At 44.9% G+C, this 19,708-nt stretch carries 19 protein-coding genes; 14 read left to right on the plus strand and 5 right to left on the minus strand.

Going from position 1 to position 19,708, the window contains the following annotated elements:
- Window positions 1-49 precede the first annotated feature (49 nt).
- The 8 genes from FFM70_RS06020 (at window position 50) to FFM70_RS06055 (ending at window position 7,572) form a co-directional block, all read left to right on the plus strand.
- Window positions 50-1,141, plus strand: a complete 1,092-nt coding sequence (locus FFM70_RS06020; protein WP_137615945.1) for a PTS sugar transporter subunit IIC — start codon at window positions 50-52, stop codon at window positions 1,139-1,141.
- A 118-nt stretch (window positions 1,142-1,259) separates the two neighbouring features.
- Window positions 1,260-1,568, plus strand: a complete 309-nt coding sequence (locus FFM70_RS06025; protein ID WP_137615946.1) for a bacteriocin immunity protein — start codon at window positions 1,260-1,262, stop codon at window positions 1,566-1,568.
- A gap of 67 nt (window positions 1,569-1,635) precedes the next feature.
- Window positions 1,636-1,914 carry a hypothetical protein gene (locus tag FFM70_RS06030; protein ID WP_137615947.1) on the plus strand — a complete coding sequence of 93 codons (279 nt, stop codon included), beginning with the start codon at window positions 1,636-1,638 and terminating at the stop codon, window positions 1,912-1,914.
- 240 nt (window positions 1,915-2,154) lie between these two features.
- Entirely contained in the window at window positions 2,155-2,682 is a 528-nt protein-coding gene (locus FFM70_RS06035; protein ID WP_137615948.1) for a hypothetical protein, read from the plus strand.
- Between the two features lie 99 nt (window positions 2,683-2,781).
- On the plus strand, window positions 2,782-3,108 hold the full coding sequence (locus FFM70_RS06040) for an ArsR/SmtB family transcription factor (RefSeq protein ID WP_171002311.1): 327 nt from the start codon (window positions 2,782-2,784) through the stop codon (window positions 3,106-3,108).
- Window positions 3,098-3,712: a cation efflux transmembrane domain-containing protein gene (locus FFM70_RS06045; RefSeq protein ID WP_137615950.1), complete on the plus strand. Its 615-nt coding sequence runs from the start codon at window positions 3,098-3,100 to the stop codon at window positions 3,710-3,712. Before FFM70_RS06040 ends, FFM70_RS06045 begins: the two co-directional genes overlap by 11 nt.
- Before the next feature lie 570 nt (window positions 3,713-4,282).
- Entirely contained in the window at window positions 4,283-5,755 is a 1,473-nt protein-coding gene (locus FFM70_RS06050; RefSeq protein WP_137615951.1) for a UbiD family decarboxylase, read from the plus strand.
- 437 nt (window positions 5,756-6,192) lie between these two features.
- Window positions 6,193-7,572, plus strand: coding sequence for an SLC13 family permease (locus FFM70_RS06055; RefSeq protein WP_137615952.1), 1,380 nt, complete (start codon window positions 6,193-6,195; stop codon window positions 7,570-7,572).
- Between the two features lie 94 nt (window positions 7,573-7,666).
- On the opposite strand, the gene FFM70_RS06060 is transcribed toward FFM70_RS06055, so the two are convergent.
- The 3 genes from FFM70_RS06060 to FFM70_RS06070 all read right to left on the minus strand — a co-directional run bounded on the left by FFM70_RS06060 (window position 7,667) and on the right by FFM70_RS06070 (window position 9,394).
- Entirely contained in the window at window positions 7,667-8,071 is a 405-nt protein-coding gene (locus tag FFM70_RS06060) for a type II toxin-antitoxin system HicB family antitoxin (protein ID WP_137615953.1), read from the minus strand.
- Window positions 8,072-8,104: 33 nt separating this feature from the next.
- A complete protein-coding gene (locus tag FFM70_RS06065) occupies window positions 8,105-8,296 on the minus strand; it encodes a type II toxin-antitoxin system HicA family toxin (protein WP_137615954.1) in 192 nt (63 codons plus the stop codon).
- 186 nt (window positions 8,297-8,482) lie between these two features.
- Entirely contained in the window at window positions 8,483-9,394 is a 912-nt protein-coding gene (locus FFM70_RS06070; RefSeq protein ID WP_137615955.1) for a LysR family transcriptional regulator, read from the minus strand.
- Between the two features lie 314 nt (window positions 9,395-9,708).
- On the opposite strand from FFM70_RS06070, the gene FFM70_RS06075 reads away from it, so the two are divergent.
- From FFM70_RS06075 to FFM70_RS06095, 5 genes are all read left to right on the plus strand, one after another.
- Complete coding sequence (locus tag FFM70_RS06075) at window positions 9,709-9,903, plus strand: hypothetical protein (protein WP_137615956.1); 195 nt, start codon at window positions 9,709-9,711, stop codon at window positions 9,901-9,903.
- Window positions 9,904-10,040: 137 nt separating this feature from the next.
- Window positions 10,041-11,036 carry a tRNA dihydrouridine synthase gene (locus FFM70_RS06080; protein ID WP_137615957.1) on the plus strand — a complete coding sequence of 332 codons (996 nt, stop codon included), beginning with the start codon at window positions 10,041-10,043 and terminating at the stop codon, window positions 11,034-11,036.
- 390 nt (window positions 11,037-11,426) lie between these two features.
- Window positions 11,427-14,408 (plus strand): MucBP domain-containing protein, encoded by a 2,982-nt coding sequence (locus tag FFM70_RS06085; RefSeq protein ID WP_137615958.1) that lies wholly within the window; start codon window positions 11,427-11,429, stop codon window positions 14,406-14,408.
- Window positions 14,409-14,493: 85 nt separating this feature from the next.
- Window positions 14,494-14,946 (plus strand): HIT family protein, encoded by a 453-nt coding sequence (locus FFM70_RS06090; protein WP_137615959.1) that lies wholly within the window; start codon window positions 14,494-14,496, stop codon window positions 14,944-14,946.
- A gap of 326 nt (window positions 14,947-15,272) precedes the next feature.
- On the plus strand, window positions 15,273-16,418 hold the full coding sequence (locus FFM70_RS06095; RefSeq protein WP_137615960.1) for a GGDEF domain-containing protein: 1,146 nt from the start codon (window positions 15,273-15,275) through the stop codon (window positions 16,416-16,418).
- A gap of 47 nt (window positions 16,419-16,465) precedes the next feature.
- On the opposite strand, the gene FFM70_RS06100 is transcribed toward FFM70_RS06095, so the two are convergent.
- Together FFM70_RS06100 and FFM70_RS06105 are read right to left on the minus strand one after the other, a co-directional pair.
- Window positions 16,466-17,467: an FAD:protein FMN transferase gene (locus FFM70_RS06100; protein ID WP_137615961.1), complete on the minus strand. Its 1,002-nt coding sequence runs from the start codon at window positions 17,465-17,467 to the stop codon at window positions 16,466-16,468.
- A 17-nt stretch (window positions 17,468-17,484) separates the two neighbouring features.
- Window positions 17,485-17,895: a peptide deformylase gene (locus FFM70_RS06105; protein ID WP_137615962.1), complete on the minus strand. Its 411-nt coding sequence runs from the start codon at window positions 17,893-17,895 to the stop codon at window positions 17,485-17,487.
- Window positions 17,896-18,370: 475 nt separating this feature from the next.
- Here FFM70_RS06105 and FFM70_RS06110 point away from each other — a divergent pair, with 475 nt between their 5' ends.
- Entirely contained in the window at window positions 18,371-19,675 is a 1,305-nt protein-coding gene (locus tag FFM70_RS06110) for a Firmicu-CTERM sorting domain-containing protein (protein WP_137615963.1), read from the plus strand.
- The last annotated feature ends 33 nt before the right edge of the window (window positions 19,676-19,708 follow it).

A 19,708-nucleotide genomic window follows, 5' to 3' on the forward strand; every position in this document is an offset into this window, starting at 1 on the left:
TCTCACATATCTCTAATCTAATTCTTATTAATAAAATGGAGGAATACATATGTCACAAACTACTGATGCAACATCAACACATAAAATGACGACGATGGATTACGTCTATAAAGTTTCTGCCGGGGTTTCGAACGCGATTCTGGTCTGTTTAGGCATTGGGCTGCTTTTGCAATCATTAGCCAATTTTGTTCATTGGCAGGCGCTCTATCAAATCGGGGCGATTGCCCAAGTCTTGTTGGGACCAGCATTCGGGGTCGCGATTGCCACCATGCTCAATAGTAATACGTTGGTCACCTTTAGTGCGATGATCTCGTCGACCATTGGCGCTAACGCGGTGTTCTTTTCACAGAGTGCGACGACGGGCGTCACGGCGACGGGGCATACGCTCGCGCAAGCCGCCCAAAGTCCACTATTTTCCACGGGTCAGCCCATTTCTGCGGTTGCAGCGGGGTTAGTTGCCGTCCTTGTCGGCAACTACTTAACTGGTAAGACACCACTAGATATGATGCTGGTTCCATTGGCCGCCACGTTTGTCGGGGCCGTCGTAGGCTTAGGCTTAGCAGCGGTGACCACGCCAGCGTTGGTTTGGTTGAGTCACTTTATCGCGACGTCAATGAAAGTCAATCCATTGTTAGGGTCAATGGCGGTTTCGTTAGCTTGGGCATTGTTCTTGATGACACCAGCGTCATCGGCAGCCTTGGCGGTGGCTGTCATGCTCGATCCAGTTTCTTCTGGGGCCGCATTGATTGGGACAACGGCACAGTTCGTTGGTTTCACGGTGATGTCATTTCGGCAAAACAACATTGGTGCGAATATCGCGCAGGGCATCATCACACCCAAGGTTCAATTTCCTAACTTGCTTGTGAATCCACGGTTAGCGATTCCACCAATGGTCGCGGCCATCGTATCCGCGCCGATTGCGACCATCGTATTCAACTTTTCGACGTCTTACAAGTTGGCTGGGTTAGGCTTGAATTCCTTGATTGCGCCAATTACGTTAGCCTCAACGAATATGACGAGTTTTCTGGTTTACTTGTTGACTGCTGTCGTGATTCCAGCGGTCATCACCGTGGTGCTTTATCGGGTTCTACTGGCAGCCAAGTGGGTCGAATCGCAACAGCTCCAATTGGAAATTGTTTAAATTTTTTAATGAAATCGCCCGTGACCATTGAGGTTCATGGGCGATTTTCGTCGTGCACGATTTTTAATGTGATTCTAAGCTTGTTATACTTAAGTTGCAGATTGAAGTGGGGGATAAGATGCAGAACGAAGCTAAAGGAATCATTTTAGAATTGACACATGACTTTTCTAAGTCAGAGGTGGCGGGAAGTACCGAAATCAAGGCGGCCCTGCAAAAGGTCACGGCTCGTTTGAATGCGCAACATGAGATTGATCTAGGGTTAGTGGATCGATTAGCGAATTACATTACTTATACCGTTTTTACGAATAAAATTCGATTAACACAAACGCAAAATTTGCTGTTGAGTCAACTGATTAGCATCGGTCGAACGAGCGGGCTAGAGGGTACTTCTCATGAGCATTGTGGGGATGCTTCACAATTTGATTAATAATTTTTGAAGCAGCTATCAGTTGATGGCTGCTTTTGTTATACTACCCATAAAAGGGGTGGTGAAAATGCTCAAAAAGGCTGTGCGAGATGCATGGGGACTCATTAAAATTGGCCTATGGTTTACCTTGTTCTCGATGCCAATTGACTGGTTGATGGGGCGACCGGTATTAAATGGTTTTGTTAAGGAATGGCTGACAGCGGAAACTGAGTCACGTTGGGCCATGACGGGGGTACTGTTAGTGTTGTTAGTAATTATTTGGGGTGGCTTTATCTTAATCTGTTTAGCCTTTCGAGCTTTCAACCAACAAATTGCGAAACATGACTGGGTCAATCGGAAACATTAAAAGGGGTGGCAAACGTGCAACGACTCAAAGCATTTTTTAAAACAGTTTTGACTGCGGGAACGTTAATCGTCGCGATGATCAGTATTTATCGGACGATTTTAAAAGCTTTTAAATAGGCTGTTAACTTGTCCACAGTGGACAACAATGAGCACGTGTTGAGTTAGCCACTGTGGATAAGTGATAATGATTAGTTGACTGTTTTGGTAAGCGCTTTATACTAATCATCGGGAGATGACTTGGATGTGGTTGAAACGGGGATTGAGTTTGCTAGTGCCAGTGGTTGCACTCTTGCCATTAGGAGCGGCGGCCCCGATGCCAGTGCAGACAACGTTAGCTAGGATTCCGAAAGCGTACCAGCAAACTTGGTATCATTATGATGAAAATGGTCAATTTGATACCGTGAAATTCACAGCAAAGTCATTTAGGTCACAAGTGAAGACTGGTACTTTGCCAATGACAGATACAATGCAGTTACATGTGCACCAACTTAATTCTAGTTTTATCTCGCGACGGTCACATCCGAGTTGGGGTGCCGCCCAGTTTGATCGGCAACACCGACTTCGACTGACCGGGTGGAATCAGCCAGCTGGAACGGGTGCCAGTTATCAAGTTAGTGTCAAAACTTTTCATCAGCAACAACTGGTCGTACTTAGCCAATCAAATGCTATCGGGACTTGGGTGTACGAGCATTATTTTCAGTCTAAAGCGTTGGCAAAATTAGTTGGTAACGCCCATTTTCCGGGTGAAGTTTATGCAACCTCATATTAAAAATAAAATGATCACTCAACAATTTGGTTGAGTGATTTTGTCGTTTACAAGTGATCTTTCATATGCTAATATTGACATATGAAAGGGATGACATATGATATGGGGGCACCAGTTTTAATTGAAACTAAAAAGTTACAAGAATCAGAACGAATTTTTAAACTACTGAGCCATCCGGTTCGCTTACAATTACTCTATGTGTTAGAACAACAAGAGCTAAATGTCAGTGAATTAGGGGACTTGTTGCAGCAGGAGCAATCCGTGATTTCGCATCAATTGGCGTTACTGCGGCAACACCAATTAGTTAGTGCGCATAAGGTCGGTAAAGCGAGCTATTACCGTTTAGATGATCCACATATCTTAGACGTGATCAACGAGATGCTCGAACATGCGGATCACGTGGTTCGTGGGGTGACGCATGGTAACTAAGGCGAAGTTAGTACAGCAAAGTATGCACACGGAATATTTTTCAACTGGTTGGATGGCCTTTGAGTTCGTTGTCGGATTAACAGCTGGACTGCAAGCTGGGTCTATTTTACTAATTGCTTTTGGTCTGGATAGTTTTCTGGAAATTATTGCGGGATCGACCTTGATTTGGCGGTTACGCAAAGAAGCCAATGGTGCGCCAACTGAGGCAATTGAGCGTGCTGAACGCCGCTCGTCGTTAGTGGTTGGCACGGTGTTACTAGGCTTATCGGTTTACGTGACTAGTGTTTCAATCTTTAATCTGGTCACGCATCAAGTGGCTAACGAAAGTCCAATGGGGATGGCAATTGCGATTGCCTCGGTCATTTTGATGCCGTTTTTAACGTTGCGTAAGCGCAAATTAGGTCAAGCGCTAAATTCAGCCGCGCTGGTCGAAGACGGTATGTGCAACATTACCTGCGCTTACATGGCTGGGACCGTGCTGATTGGTGCGGTCGTAACGACGCTATTCAACTGGTGGTGGGCCGATTCAGTTGCCGCACTAGTGTTGGTTTACTTTATCGCCAGTGAGGGCTGGGAATCATTTCAAGCTGGTCGTGGAAAATAGATTGCTATTTAGGATGAGGCATTCAAACTAGGTTATCTTGTGGATAACTACTGGTTTGAGTGCTTTTTTAATTTGGCCTGTGGATAATATTTTGGAATGGTTAACTTAGTTTGCTCAAAAGGGGATAAGTTGGGAGTTACGCACAGGAAGCTGTGTATTGGTATGGGATAAGTGGATAAATCCTAGTCTGAGTAGTGTGAGACTGTGAAAATTGATTCGAATTGTGCACAGTTGTGCGTTTTTATTTAAATAGTCGAAACGTGCTCCCCAAGCCTGCGTCCTCCGCTTAGCTCCGCCAGCCAACTACTCGGAAGTTCGTCGAGTAATTACTTTGTTTGTCTAAGTAGTCGAAACGTGCTCGGTGACACTGCCGGTTCCGCTTATCCCAGCCGAGTAACCACTCGGGAAATCACCGAGTAATTACTTGGCTACGATAATGCTCACCAGCAACCCGTGTCGCCTCACACTCTTAATATTCCAATCAAGAATAACACCACCGCCGATTTCGAATTGAACCCGTTTTCAAACGGCCGTATGATGAATTTGTAAATTATTAAGGAGATGACTGTGATGGCAGAAGAACCATGGGATTTGCGTCGCGTGCTTGATGAGATCAAAGATGATCCTAAGAATTATCATGAAACCGACGTTCCCGTTGACCCTGAAGCTGAACTTTCTGGCGTTTACCGTTATATCGGTGCTGGTGGTACCGTTGAACGGCCGACTAAAGAAGGTCCCGCAATGATGTTTAACAATGTGAAAGGCTTTCCTGATACCCGGGTCTTAATCGGGTTGATGGCTAGTCGGCGCCGAGTTGGTAAGATGTTCCATCATGACTACCAAACTTTGGGCCAGTTTTTGAACGAGTCCGTTTCGAATCCAATTGCGCCAGTCACGGTGAAAGAAGCCGATGCCCCTGCGCATGAAGTTGTTTATAAAGCAACGGATGCAGGCTTTGATATTCGTAAGTTGGTTGCGGCACCGACGAATACGCCACAAGATGCTGGGCCATATATTACTGTTGGGGTCGTTTTCGGCTCGAACATGGACAAGTCTAAGAGTGACGTCACGATTCATCGGATGGTCCTCGAAGACAAGGATAAATTGGGCATTTATATTATGCCTGGTGGTCGGCATATCGGGGCTTTTGCTGAAGAATATGAGAAAGCTAACAAGCCCATGCCAATCACAATTAATATTGGGCTGGATCCAGCTGTTACCATTGGGGCGACTTTCGAGCCACCGACCACGCCATTCGGTTATAACGAATTAGGAGTTGCCGGTGCGATTCGGAAGCAAGCCGTCCAATTGGTTGACGGGTTAACCGTTGATGAAAAAGCGATTGCGCGTTCTGAATACACGTTGGAAGGCTACATCATGCCTAACGAACGAATTCAAGAAGACATCAATACCCACACTGGTAAAGCCATGCCTGAATTTCCTGGTTATGATGGTGACGCTAACCCGGCTTTACAAGTCATTAAGGTAACGGCGGTGACGCATCGGAAAAATGCCATCATGCAGTCGGTCATCGGACCGTCCGAGGAACATGTCAGCATGGCTGGGATTCCAACTGAAGCCAGTATTTTGCAATTAGTTGACCGAGCTATTCCTGGCAAAGTTAAGAATGTCTACAATCCGCCAGCAGGTGGCGGGAAGCTAATGACCATCATGCAGATTCACAAGGAAAATGAAGCTGATGAAGGGATTCAACGGCAAGCGGCGTTATTAGCCTTTTCAGCGTTCAAAGAATTGAAGACGGTCATCTTAGTTGATGAAGATGTTGATATTTTTGATATGAATGATGTGATTTGGACGATGAATACGCGTTTCCAAGCTGACCAAGACATCATGGTCTTACCTGGGATGCGGAACCATCCATTAGATCCATCCGAACGGCCACAATACGATCCGAAATCAATTCGCTTCCGTGGCATGAGTTCAAAATTAGTCATCGATGGCACGGTGCCATTCGATATGAAAGACCAATTTGAACGGGCACAGTTTATGAAGGTTGATGACTGGGAAAAATATTTGAAGTAAAGAGTGTGAGCGAGGGCGGTAGCTTCTGAGCATTACCGTAGCTAAGCAATTACTCGGTGGTTTTCCGAGTGGTTGTTGAACTGGGATAAGCGGAGCCAGTTGCCGGACCGAGCACGTTTCAAAAAGAGTGTGAGTCAAGCCGGGTTGCTTCCGAGCATAGCCTAGTCAGTCAATTACTCCCTAGTCAGTCAATTACTCGGCGAGTTTCCGAGTGGTTGACTGACGTAGCTAAGCGGAGGACGCAGGCTTGGGGAACACGTTTCGGCAATCAGGCACAAATCCACGCCCCAAATCCGTCAAACGGGGTATGGGTCTTGCCGAAGTTCTCGAAATACAAAAACAAACGATTTAGCAGAGGATCCGCTAGTCCAACAAGCTTAAAACTGCGCTGGGGTAGCGGATTTTCTGTGAACTAATTGAAAGGGGTATATATAGCCATGAACAAAAAGACGATTGGCTTTTTCAGTGGCATCATCGTATTTGCCATCATTGCGCTGATGCCAATTCCTGGGCTATCTGCCAAAGGTAAGATGGACTTGGCCCTAAGTCTCATGACCGTTGTTTGGTGGGCGACGCAAATTGCGCAACCAGCATTTGTCGGTGGGATTTATTTAATGTTATTAATTATTATGAATGTGGCGACACCAGTTCAGGTCTTTTCATCCGCTTGGACAGGGTCCATTATGTGGCTCGTGATCGGGGCTTACTTGATTGCTGGCGCCGTCAATGAGTCTGGCTTAGGTCAACGAATCGCCTATTCCTTTATTATTAAATTTGTGCGGAGTTGGAAAGGTATCGTCATTTCAATTTTTGCTTTGACCTTCATCTTGGCCTTGCTCATTCCGCATCCATGGCCACGGGCTTTCATGATCATGTCGGTCATTACGGTGGTCGCGGAAACGGCGCACATGCCAAAACGGGACTTGGCTAAATTGGGCTTGGCTGTCTTTGCGGCTTCTTGTCCATTATCCGGGGTCTTCTATACTGGTGATACGTCACTTAACCCCTTGGCCGTTGCGGCATCTGGGCAATCCGTGAACTTTGTTTCATACTTCGTCTACATGGGTGTGCCCATGATTATTGCGGCTTTGTTAACCATGTTTTTGTTTCTATTCTTATTCAAGCCTAGCCAAGAAGTGCATATTGACGTTGAAGCCTTAAAACAACAACAAGCACAATTGGGCGGAATTACCGCTAAAGAGGTGCGGACGATTATTTGGTTGATCATTGCGATTGGGCTCTGGTTAACGAGTGGAATCACTGGCTTAGACGTCGGTTGGTTGACGTTAATTGTTGCGCTAATGATGAGCTTACCAGTTGTTGGTGGTATTTTGACCGCCAAGTCTTGGGAAGGGGTTCCGGTCAACGTGCTAGTCTTCTTAACATCGGCCATTGCGATTGGGAACGTCGGCAAGGTGACTGGCATGAACAGTTGGCTTGCTAAAACCTTGATTCCAAGTAATTTACCAACCAATATTTATTTGTTAGCGATTGTGATCACGTTATTTGCCATGATCATTCATATGTTCATGGGGTCCGTTATCGCGGTCATGGGAATCACGATTCCTGCATTCGTTGCTGCAACCGCACACATGGGCATCAGTCCATTAGCCGTGTCACTCTTAGTCTTCTCCGTGACCAATTTACATTACATTTTGCCATTCCACAATTTGGCAATCTTAGTCGGAAGCGACCCGGATACCGGTGGGGGCTACACGCAAAAAGATGTGATGCGTTTAGGCATTCCACTAACGGCGGTGGTTTTTGTTGTAGCAATTGTTGAAATGTTCTGGTTCCATTTAGTTGGGTTAGCATAAGCCGACTAATAAATTGAAAAATGGTCGATCCGCGCTTTGACGTAGACCGACCATTTTTCGTTTTCAACTCTTAGTAATCAGTTGAACTAAAGCTTTAAGCATCTAGTTTTTCTTCAAGCGCTTGTGTGAGCACCTCACTAAAATTGATGCCATTTGCTTTAGCCAATTGATCTAATTTCTCAGGAATAGTCACATTTTTCCGGACTAGCGGCTTTTTGGCGTTCCTAGCAATTTCAGTCAGATTAGTGGTGATATAAGTGACGATTGACTCCGGATTGTTAGTGGCAACGGCTGTGATATCAGTCGCGACTGGTAAGTTACGGACGTCAAAGAGCATCAAACCGAGTGCTTCAGAGCCCATTGACATTGCTTTAGCAATTCCTTTACCTTGGCTGAGCGCGCCAGGAACGTCTGGAAATTCAACAGCGTAAAAATCAGGCTCATCACTATCTGGGGTTAATATTGCGGGATAGACAACAATTCGATCGTTTTTTCTCATGGCAGTTTCCTCCTGTTGGTTAAAGTAAGGAAGTTATTTCAGGCCAGCTTGTCGACAAATACTCTGATAGGTTTTTGGATGGATGACATCCTTTAACCGGGTGTAAGCCACAGTTACGTGATGTCCACGACCATCTGTGAAACGATGATGATCACCGACGATTCTGGTTTCAATGAAGCCAGTTGCATTAAGCAACTGTAATACTTCTCTGGCGGTAACTTTCACTTTTTATCACCTTTTAGATTGATAATACGAGTTAAAAAAAGGATTATCAAGCAATACGCATTATACGCATTAATTATTAAGATGTAAGTTAGAATCACTCGGTAAAAAATTAAAATGAGTTCATCTTGCGACTAGTGGTTAGATTAAAGAAAAATCGGTTTTAAACCAGTTAAAACAGCAGTGCCGTCATTGTTTGGCAGACGCTGTTGTTTTCGCATTGGTCATTAAATAATCAATTAAATTCGTCATCAACTGGTTCCCGTCGCGTTGGGGATAAACGAAGTTGAGTTGACTAATGAATGGAATCGCTAAGGATCGCATGACGAAAGCCTCGGTCATAAAGGGTGCCACGGACTGCTTGAATAAGAAAGTGGCATTGTTGCTGCCAGGTAGCATGCCTAATAAAGTTTCGATGTGGGTACTTTCAAAGAAAATATGTGGCTTTAAATTTTGGCGTGCAAATAGCGCCATGACTGGTTCGTAGACGCCGGAACCCGGTGGCAAGGTCGCAAGTTGCACGTCAGCAAGGTCATGTATCCGGATGATTTTTTGCGCCGCCAGCGGATGATCAGCCGGTAAAATGATTTTGAGTTCATCAGAGAGTAGGGGCTGTTTTTGAAACTTGGTTGGTTGTAAGCCCCTGGTTTGCGTGTCGCGAATAATAGCTGCTTGAAATTCACCGTCTAGGAGGCGTTGTAAAACTTGATTGCCTTCGTCTTCAATCAATTGTAATTGGACTTCGGGATGCGTGGCAGCAAAGCTAGCCATTTTCTGGGCGATGTTATACTGGCCAGAAATTGGAATCGACCCAATTTTGAGTTGATGACGGGTGGTCGGTCGATTGGGCGCTAAGTCGTGCATCATGGCTTCGTAGTCGCCAATCATCTTTAAAGCGTGGTGATAAAAGGTTTCGCCCGCTGGGGTGATTTGTAGGCGGCGCTTATTATAAGTATCAATCAGTTTAATATTTAGGTCGTTTTCCACGGCACGGATTCGTTTAGACAGTTCTGATTGCGACATGTGAAGTTCCACTGCCGCATTGGAAATATGCCGTAATTCGTAGACCATGATGTAAGCTTGGATATCGTTAATCGTCACGTTTAGTCACCGCTTTCAATCGTTCGGAAGGTTTGCTTTCATTCTAACACGAGAACCTGAACACGTCCGACATTGCTGGCTGCTAAATAAGCCGATTGGCAGAATTTGGATTGGTGAATTTGGTTGAGAAATCGTTTCGCTAATGGCCTAATTATCAAAATAACGATGCTTTATTTATTAATAAAAAAACACTAAGAACTCCTAGTTTTAGGGGTAAATCGCTTGCAACGAGCCGCAGTGAGAACGACAATAAATGTGGTTTTTGAGGGGTAACTCGCAAGTGCCAAATATAAGTTTATAAGGGGTTGAGTTCGATGATGATGACTGGAATTGTTTTCCTAGTTTTGTTGATGGTAGGGATTTTGCTAAGTGGGATTTTCTTCCGATATATGGATGCAAGCGCCGGCATCTCGTTTGGCTCGATTAAGTTGTCCGACTTTCGGCTCGAATTTGTTAATGTCATGCTAATGCTTGGTATTTTAGCATGGGCTTTGATTCTAATTCATTAATTTAGCAATTATTTGGGGGTCTGGCCTAAAATCCAGACTCTTTTTTTGTGATTTACGCGCCAAATGCTTGCGTTGGTTAGGTGAAAATCGCTATAGTGTTAGTAACTTTGTAAAATAGTTGAATGGAGATGATCGGGGTGACCCAGTCAGCATATTGGAACCGGATTGCCGCGCAGGCGCAAGCGGAAGACCGGCCTTTTTTTAGTTTAGCACCAATGGAAGCCGTGACTGGTTCCGTTTTTCGGCGCGTTGTGATGCGTGCCGCTGCGCCAGATAATTTCTATACTGAATTCACGAATGCCTTGAGTATCACACATCCCAAGGCGAAGTTTACAACGCGGGGGCGTTTATACATTGACCCCAGTGAGACCCCCAAACCGATTGTGCAACTTTGGGGTAACTCAGGGACTGACTTTGTGAAAGCTGCCAAAGAAGTTGCGCAGCAAGGTTATGAAGCGATTGATATAAATATGGGTTGTCCAGATATGGCCGTGATTAAAAACCATAGTGGGAGCGACTTGATTCGTCATTTTGATACCGCCAAGGAAGTCATCGACGGTGCGCGCCAAGCTGATTTACCCGTTAGTGTGAAGACCCGGCTTGGTTTCGATGATTTGAATGAATATGAAACTTGGATTCCATTTTTATTGAAACAACAAGTCCCAGTGTTAACCGTGCATGTGCGGACGCGGGCTGAAATGAGTAAAGTGCCAGCGCACTATGAATTGATCGACAACTTAGTGCAAATGCGCGACACTTTAGCACCGGAGACGTTGTTGCAGATTAACGGCGATATCGCCGATTATCAAGCTGGCATCAAATTGGCCACCGAACATCCAGGTGTCGATGGCATGATGATTGGCCGAGGCATTTTTACAAATCCTTACGCCTTTGAAAAGACTCCACAAGTGCATACAAGCCACGAGTTGCTAGAATTATTACGCTACCAACTTGATTTGTATGATCAATTTGTCGCGATGGGAATTCAGGGCCATTTCGCACCGTTACAACGATTCTTCAAAATTTACGTCCGTGGGATGCGGGGCGCTGCTGAAATTCGGAACGATTTAATGCAGACGAAGACGACGGATGAGGTGCGGACGATTATTGACCAGTTAGAAGCCGAAGCTTAGTTGAAATTGAAAATGATGATGTAAAAGTCAGTTCACATTTAAGTGTGAGCTGATTTTTTTTGACGATAAAGTCCAATCTGTGTGGTGGCCGAAATAATGACTATTTTATAAAATAAGAATATATTAGCTAAAATAATTCTCTGAGAAGGTTGATAATAGCCTGTTTCTGGTTATGAAAGCGCTGTATAAATTTTGAAAATAGAATCTGTTTTATTCTTTTATTGCTAAAGAAAATTATCTTTTTTTATCGTTCTTGAAACCCTGAAGCAATCAGTTAATCGCTATTGCACGATTTTATCGATTGCAAAAAAGTGTTGAACGATTGATTTAACCTCAGGTATACTGTAGCAGTTGAGTTAAGCGATTAGAAAAAAACAGGGGGATTTCATCATGCAACAATCAGAAACGAAGCGTCATTATAAAATGTACAAAAAAGGAAAAATGTGGGTAATCATGGGAATGGTGGCAACCATGTTTGTGATGGGGAATCAAATCGAAGTCTTGGCCGCCACCGAGAAACCAGCTGATCAGACGATGCAAACTGTGACAGTCACGGATCAAGAACAGGCAACTGGACCCGCCAATTTAGCTCAGGTTAAAAATGATAGCGCTACCAAAGATGAAACGGAAAAGGAAGCTGATGTGGCAACTGGTTCAGCAATCGATGATAGTGCCAGTTTGCCGACGCCTGAATCCAACCAACCGGCAGAACAACCGGCTGCGAGTGAAGCTTCAACTAATGAGGCGTCTGGCAGTACAGCATCTGAAGCTGCAACTAGCGGCACCGGTCAACGCCCAGACTCTGGCGCAACAAGTGCGACTAGTGGGAGTGACCAGCCAGCAACGTCGACTAGTCCTACAGAATCAGAATCGACAAGTAACGTTGCGAATTCAGTTGCACCTGAGCAAGCGACATCGGCAACGACGGAACCAGCCGAAGTGCCTGCTAGTTCCGCGCTTAAAGAACCGGCCCTAGCAGCCAGTGCAAAAACGGAAACGCCAGCACCGGTAACACCTAAAGCAACGGTTGCGCCAAAACAGTTCCCACGTGCGGAAGTTGATATCAATACTTGGATGCCGGATAAAAATTTTCAACAAGTGACGCTGTGGGTGATCAATAAGGAGTTGGGACTGGGTTTGACGGATGTTGCACAGATTACGCAAGCCATGATGAGTCAGTTGAAGTTGTATTTTATAACGACCGAGCATCAGGAAGATGACCGGGATTTTTATTTTGCGGTGATGAATACGGTGAGTTTAAAGGGCTTTGAATATGCGACGAATGTCGAAAAACTGTGGTTTACACCAAATCTGGACGCGACTTATAAATGGGAAGACAAGTATGTGGTCTATGGCAAGCTCAAAGATATCAGCGCCTTGAAAGGATTGACCAATTTAACCGAAATCAACGTCCAACTAAATGACATTGAGGATATTTCAAGTTTGGCAGGGTTGCACTTGCAAGATCTCAGCTTAGCCTATAATCATATTTACGATTTTTCACCGTTGGCGAGTTCGTTACCAACTCTGAGCTCGGCGGTGACGATTGCCAATCAAAAAGTGGTCTTGAAAGATAAGCTTAGTTTGAACATTGATCCCAAGACTGGCAAATTAGTCACGTCATCCTTTGCGTTTGGCAAAGACAAGTCTAAAAATTTATCGATCAAGCCGGTGGCAAGCGCCGATGCTGACGGGATTAATCTAACTGATACGACGATTGAATGGACGAATTTTAAGCAAAGCGGCTACTTGAAATATCAATGGCATGACGAGTGGATGGGGGCACAAGGTTATCCATGTGACGGTTATGTATGGATTCCATTTGAAATTAACAATGATGATCATGGGTCGATTCAGATTGAATTTATTGATGAAAACGGGCAGCATTTAGGCTCAGATATCTTTCTCAACCGGCCGTTAGAAACAACTTATGATGTTGAGACGGACCAGCAAGTTCTGGCACGGTTGCAAGCTTTGAAAGGGCAGCATTATGGTATTAAAACGATTCAAGGTTCCCCTAATTGGACGGTGAGTCAAACCATGGGCCACTTGCGTTATGTGCTGGGTCCCGTGCGACCAGCAGTGAACTTTCAAGTCGTCGACGACGCGGGTCAGCCATTGCCAACGGTCACAATTCCTAGTAAACAAGGCAATTATAATGATGACTGGCAACTGACGATCCCGACAGTTCCTGGCTATGAGTTTGTGCAAGCTACGGTTGACGGTCAGTTATTAGCGGTAACGGAGAATCAATTAAAAGGGCGCTATACCGAGGATCAAACGATTCAACTGACCTATCGTCGCAAGTCAGAAAAGGCCACGCTACATTTTAAATATGAGGATGGGACCTCAGCTGGTGATTCAATCCAGTTGGCTGGCAAGTATGGGGAAGCGATTCAATTTCCAGCAATTAAAGAAATTCCGGGCTATTTTGCCGATGACTTAGTAGTGGCTTACTACCAAGATGGGGAAAATAGTTATACTGTTATTTACCGCAAAGCTGGGCAAGTTATGTTACAGTATGTCGACGAAGCTGGCAAGAAAATCAGCGCTATCGAAACAATGACGGGTAAGGTTGGTAGCAATTACCAGACGCAAGCTAAAGCCATTGCTGGGTATACACTAGTTGGGATGCCGGTTAACCAAAATGGCCAGTTTTCTAAGCAACCCACGACGGTCGTTTATCGCTATGTGAAAGATGCCATCACGGTTGCGACTGGTCAACCAGTCACTGTTCAATACGTAGATGAAACTGGTCAGTCTTTAGCGATAGAAACGGTGCTAAACGGTAAGGTTGGTGAAAACTATCAGGCAACGGCGGCTGTGATTGACGGCTATGAACTGATTCAAGTGGTGGGAAATCCGAGCGGTAATTTTAGCGAACAAGCGCAGACGATTACCTTTAAGTATCGAAAAATTGCGCCGAAGACGGGATCAGTGACGATTCATTATGTCACTGAAACTGGAAAAACGCTGGCAGAATCGGTGGTATTAACGGGTGAAATTGGTAGTGCCTATGAGACAGCTGCTTTAAAGATTGCGGGTTATCGTTTGAAAGATACGCAAGGCGCAGTTAGTGGACACTTCGAAGTGTCCGGTAGTCACTTGACCTTTGTTTATGAAGCGCTACCCGTTGTGACTGATCCAGGACAATCGGGGACTGGCGATAATTCAGAAGGTGACCAAGTGAGGCCACTACTTAAGACTAAGCCAATTAAGACGAGGACTGAGGCACCGGACTTGCAGCCGTTAAGCTCAGCGAGTGACCCAATCTTGCCACAAACTGATGAGCAGCAAATTGGGTGGTTTAAAGTTCTTGGCACCGTTTTGTTGGGGCTGGTTGCCTATGTGTGTGGGCGCAAACGTCAATAAGGCTAGAATCTAGCCCATTAGTAAAAAATGGTTGGTTTTTAAAGCCGTGAGTGGGATACTTGTTAAAAATGAAAGAATGATGAGAATGTCAGATTGGCGCGATGACCGCATCAAGGCGGCCCAAAATGGGACAAATCCAATGGTCATGGCCGAGATGGCCGGTGGTTATGCCGTCATGGGTGACACGCAATTTTTACCAGGTTATTCGGTATTGTTACCGAAACGCTTTGTGACCAGCTTGAATGAGTTGTCATTGCCAGAGCGCGTGGCCTTTTTGCGGGACATGAGTTTGCTTGGCGATGCAGTTCAAGCGGCAACTGGCGCAGCCCGAATCAATTATGATATTTTAGGGAATACGGATGCCTTTTTGCATGCGCATGTCTTTCCACGCTATGCTACCGAGGCGCCAGAACGTTTGGCAAAACCAGTCTGGTTGTATTCGCCGGATCATTGGTTCGCAGACCAGTATGCCTATACGGTGGCTAAAGATGGTGCCTTGCGTCAGAGAATCACGGCTTATTTGCAAAAAGTTAATTAGAACAACTAACGAATCGTTCCTAAATTTGCCTTTAATTCGCAAATATAGGGACGATTTTGTGATTTTAGCGATAAAATCATTGCTAAAAGGTTGAATTGCCAGTAGAATAGTTAGTCAACCGTCAAAAAGAATGAACACGATAAAGGTTTTGCTCGCCAGAAATCAATTTAGTGAAGAATTGGTTGATTCAAGCGAGCCTTTCGACTGTTCCAAATGTCCTCAAATGTTGAGGCGGCGGTAGCTGGATTGTAAGGGTTCAATCACACGAGGTAACTAATTTGCAAATTGAGTCACATTTTATACAGTTTTTAACAGAAATTTTTAATATGAAGACGCTGATTATTGCGTTTATGACTACAGGACTAATTGCCCTGATGTCGATTATGACTTACGTTTTAGAGCACCACGCGCTACGGGTTCGAAGTAGGCGCTTCACGTTACTAGTGCATCTCGCTGAAACAGTCAGTGTGCTGCTGAGTATGCTGATTATTCGCTCGGCATTTTATGCCATCAACTCTGGCTCGGTACTAACTTGGTCGTATGCCACCGCGCAATTAACGATTTTATTATTTGCGTTGTATACGATGTGGGGACCGGCCATCGGGATGATCAATATTATTATGCCGATATTTATTTATAGTCAGGGGATCCTTTTAGGTTCTAGTATGGCCTATGTGCCCATTTTTATTGTGATGGTTGCGCTGTTGATCGTCGGGATTATTTATTTCTCACGTCATCGTACCGAAGTCATGGCGTCTAAATGGCAATACTTTTTACTCCAAGTCGTGTACGGCGGGACTTGGTGGTTCATTATTTGGTCGATTCATCCATTTAATTTGTTTTACACGTTGTTCATGTTGGCCGGGTTCATGGGTTACATCGGCCTGTTGCATCGTGGGATTCAGTGGATGAGCCGTGCGATGGAACATTATACGTTGCTCAGCCAGCAAGTGAACTTCGATGAACTGACCGGTGTACGCAATCGGGCTAGTTTTGACACGATTACTGCAGAAGTTTTTGAAGTGTATCGTAAACGGACCCGAGTGCCTGTAACCATGGCGATGTTCGACATTGATCATTTTAAACAGTTCAATGATTTGCATGGTCATACTACTGGCGATGCGGTCTTGAAATATGTCGCGCGTCACTTTGAGCACGAACTCGTGGAAAAACAAACCCATGGCGAGTTGTTCCGTTATGGTGGCGAGGAATTTGTTGTCATTTTCCGCGCAGTACCAGTGGCGGATGCGACGGATTCTATCACGGATATTCGACGTGACTTGAATGCGCAGACGCTCAACTTTAATGGACAAGAATTACAAGTCACGGTGTCTTTCGGAATCTCGCAACTCCAACCAGAGGATTTGACGTTTTCTAGCTGGTTTGCGCGAGTTGATCAATATCTGTATCAGTCGAAAAAGGCTGGTCGGAATCGGGTCACTGCTGAAGGTAAAATTGTGGTATCAGATTAAATTTAACTAAAAATAACGTCACGGCAAAATCTGTCGTGGCGTTATTTTTAGTTAATCGTAAAGTCATTATCTAACAAAGCAACACTGTCTTTCGGCAGTCCAACAACCTGAATTTGTTTGTCTTTAGTCACAAAGATTGCGCCATACAGATCATCGCGGTCAAGACCCCAGCCAGCTTCCGGTTGGCCGGCGAAGAATAGTCGAGTTGTTTCGATCTCACCATCAATAGAAGCTTTTGAAAAAATGGTGACACTTAACAGGTCATTTTGGCGAGGATAACCGGTCTTGGAATCCAGAATATGATGGTAGGATTTACCATTGACCTCCAAGTGGCGTTCGTAGATTCCACTAGTCACTGCGGAACAAGCGCCAATTTTGACACTGGCAATTGCGTTGCCGCGTGGCGAGAGGGGATTCTGAATGCCGACACGCCATTGGTGATCGGCGTGTAAGGGCGAGTCACCAACCATTAGCAGGTTGCCACCAAGGTTGATCATACCAGCACGCTGGCCCAAGGCTTCCCAATAATCCTGAATGCGATCGGCGATATAGCCTTTGGCGATGCCGCCTAAGTCGAGTTCCATCCCAGGGCGTTTGAGAAGGACACTGAAAGTTTGGTCATCACAGGCAACTTGCTCAGGGTCAACGAGCAATAAGCGGGCCTCAATCTCCGCCTGAGTCGGGACATGCGCATCAGTAAAGCCAATCCGCCAGAGCTTTACGAGAGGTCCAATCAAAGCGTTGAAGCCAAAATGTTGCTGGCTAAGCGTGATGGCCCTTTTGACCAGCGAGTAGGTTGCAGCGCTGACTTGGACCGGCTGAACACCTGCCGCGTGATTGATCGCCATGACTTCTGATTGGGCACGATTGACCGTCAAGCGGTCTTCATATTGGTCGATTAAGTCGCAAGCCTGTTTTAAGAGAGCATCACTATCGCTGCCAAATAAGGTCAGATCGATGTCAGTCCCTAACCCGTAATGGGCTATATGACGGCGCTGCTGAGCAAGTGTCGGGGTTGCGGGTTGACCGTTATAATTAATTGTTTCCATCTAATATCAGTCCTAAGTTAAATTAAAATACCGGCCAAGTGGTCGACTTCATGCTGGATGATCTGGGCAATAAAACCGTTGAATGTTTGTTGCTGTGGCTGAAACTGGCGGTCTAAATAGCTAACCGTAATTTGTTTATAGCGTTTGGTCGGTCGCTCCCCAGTCAATGACAAGCAACCTTCACTCGTTTGATAAGGCTGCTGTTTTTTAACAATTTTGGGGTTAATCATTGGTACCGCCATCGGCCCCATTTGGACAACAATGATCTGTTGGTTCACCCCAATCATGTTGGCAGCCATCCCAACACAATTAGCGGCGTTAGCCTGTAGCGTATCTAGTAGGTCAGTCACAGTGTTAGCGTCTAGCTTAGTTGCAGGTACGGCGACTTGGCTGAGAATTGCCGGATCGTGCACGATGGTTTTAATCATGAAAATTCCTCCAGTAGCGATAATTATTATGGCTATTATAGCGGTCAGTCGTTCGCGGACGCAAGTTTAGCTAAATCGACGAAATTATCGTTCGCCTATTTAAACAAATGCTAGTACAATATAGGTGGACATAAGGCAGAACTAACCACGATTCTTAAATGAAATTTATTCGTGAAATGATTTAGTAATTGTGAGCGGAGATAGTTAAACCGTTAAAACTGATGCGTGAAGTTGCTGCAACTCTATTGATTGCGGCAATTAATATCAAATTAGGCTGTTTTAAAGGCTCAAATGCACACCTCGAATACCTTGGTTACCAATCTACTAACTATGGTAATTGTTACCTTGTTTAATCATTTCAGACGTGGCATAGTATAACCAGAATATAAAATGTTCGATATAAATGGTCGTCATTGCAGCGGCCAGACTGGCTGTTGCGAAGAAGTTTTCTTAATTTGGAGGGGAAGCTGACATCATGAAATTACGTAAAATAATGTTACTAGGAGCGGTTGCACTAGGCTTGACTGGTCTGGGCCTTGCAACTGGACCAACAACTGTCAACGCCGCTTCATCGAGCGCGAACAGCACGCGTACCGCTATTTCGATTGACGGGCAATTTTCAGACTGGGCCGGTGTGCCTTTGACGTCTGGCTATAGTGGGTCAACGGCATTGGTCGACAATGGTCGTTATCTGAATGTGTATGTCAAAATGAAAAGCGGACAAGGAGATGTGCCAGCGCATGGCGATTATGCCTTTTCAATCGATGGAAAAACAATACATGCTTGGTTAAGTAATACTAAGGTTGCTAGTGGCAAAACACAGGCTGTTACGGTGACAGGTGGCGATTACCCTGACGGTACCCAGTATGGGATCGTTGGTAATGGTTATGTCATGAATGACGGTAAAAATAATTACGGTGAATTCAGAATTAATTTGAAGTCATACGGACTTAACGGCACAGTCGTTGGTAAGCAAGCTTCTGTAACGAACCCCAATATTGGGAATACTGCGACTACAACGATTACTAATATGGGTAACCATGGCGGTGGCAGTAGCAGTACTGCAACGAGTAGTAGTACCACCAGCTCAGTAAGTAGTAGTTCTGCAAGTAATAGCAGTACCACTAGTTCAAGCACCAGCGCAGCCGGTGTAATTAGTGGTAAGGCGGATTCAAGCTCTAAAGCGACTACGACGACTAGTGCCAATGCTAATAATGATAATGATAACTTGAATATTGTCATTGACGGTAAGTTTAACGATTGGAAAAATGTGACACTAACTGAAGGCTATGACGGTTATACTGCAATGGTTAGTGACGGCAACTACGTTTATGTTTACGTCAAAATGAAGTATGGTCAAGTCCCAGGTTATGGGGATTATAACTTTGATATCAGTGGTAAAAAAGTCTATGTTTGGTCTGATAATATTCCAAGTAGCCAAAATGAGGGTGATGTGAAGGCTGTAAGCTTTACCGGCGGTGACTATAACGAAGGGCATCAATATGGTGACGTTGGGACTGGCTATGTTGCTCAAAGCGGGGGACATAGCATTGCCGAATTCAAAGTCGATATCAGTAAGTTTGGCGTTTCTTCGATGACTGGTCAAACGATTACAATGTATAATCCCAACATCGGTAATGAAAAGGTTACAGTCGCCGGTGGGTCAACTGGCCCAATCCTAATTTCTGGGATTGGTGTTGTAATTGTTGGTTTTGGTTACTATAAGTTACGTAAAGCTGGTTTGTTAACGCGTAAAGGGCGTCGAACTAGCGGCAAGTAAGATAAGATTACGATCTTTAATAAGTTAATTATA

This window comes from Lactiplantibacillus nangangensis, from assembly GCF_005405065.1.
In the GTDB taxonomy this organism is placed as follows: Bacteria; Bacillota; Bacilli; order Lactobacillales; family Lactobacillaceae; genus Lactiplantibacillus; species Lactiplantibacillus nangangensis.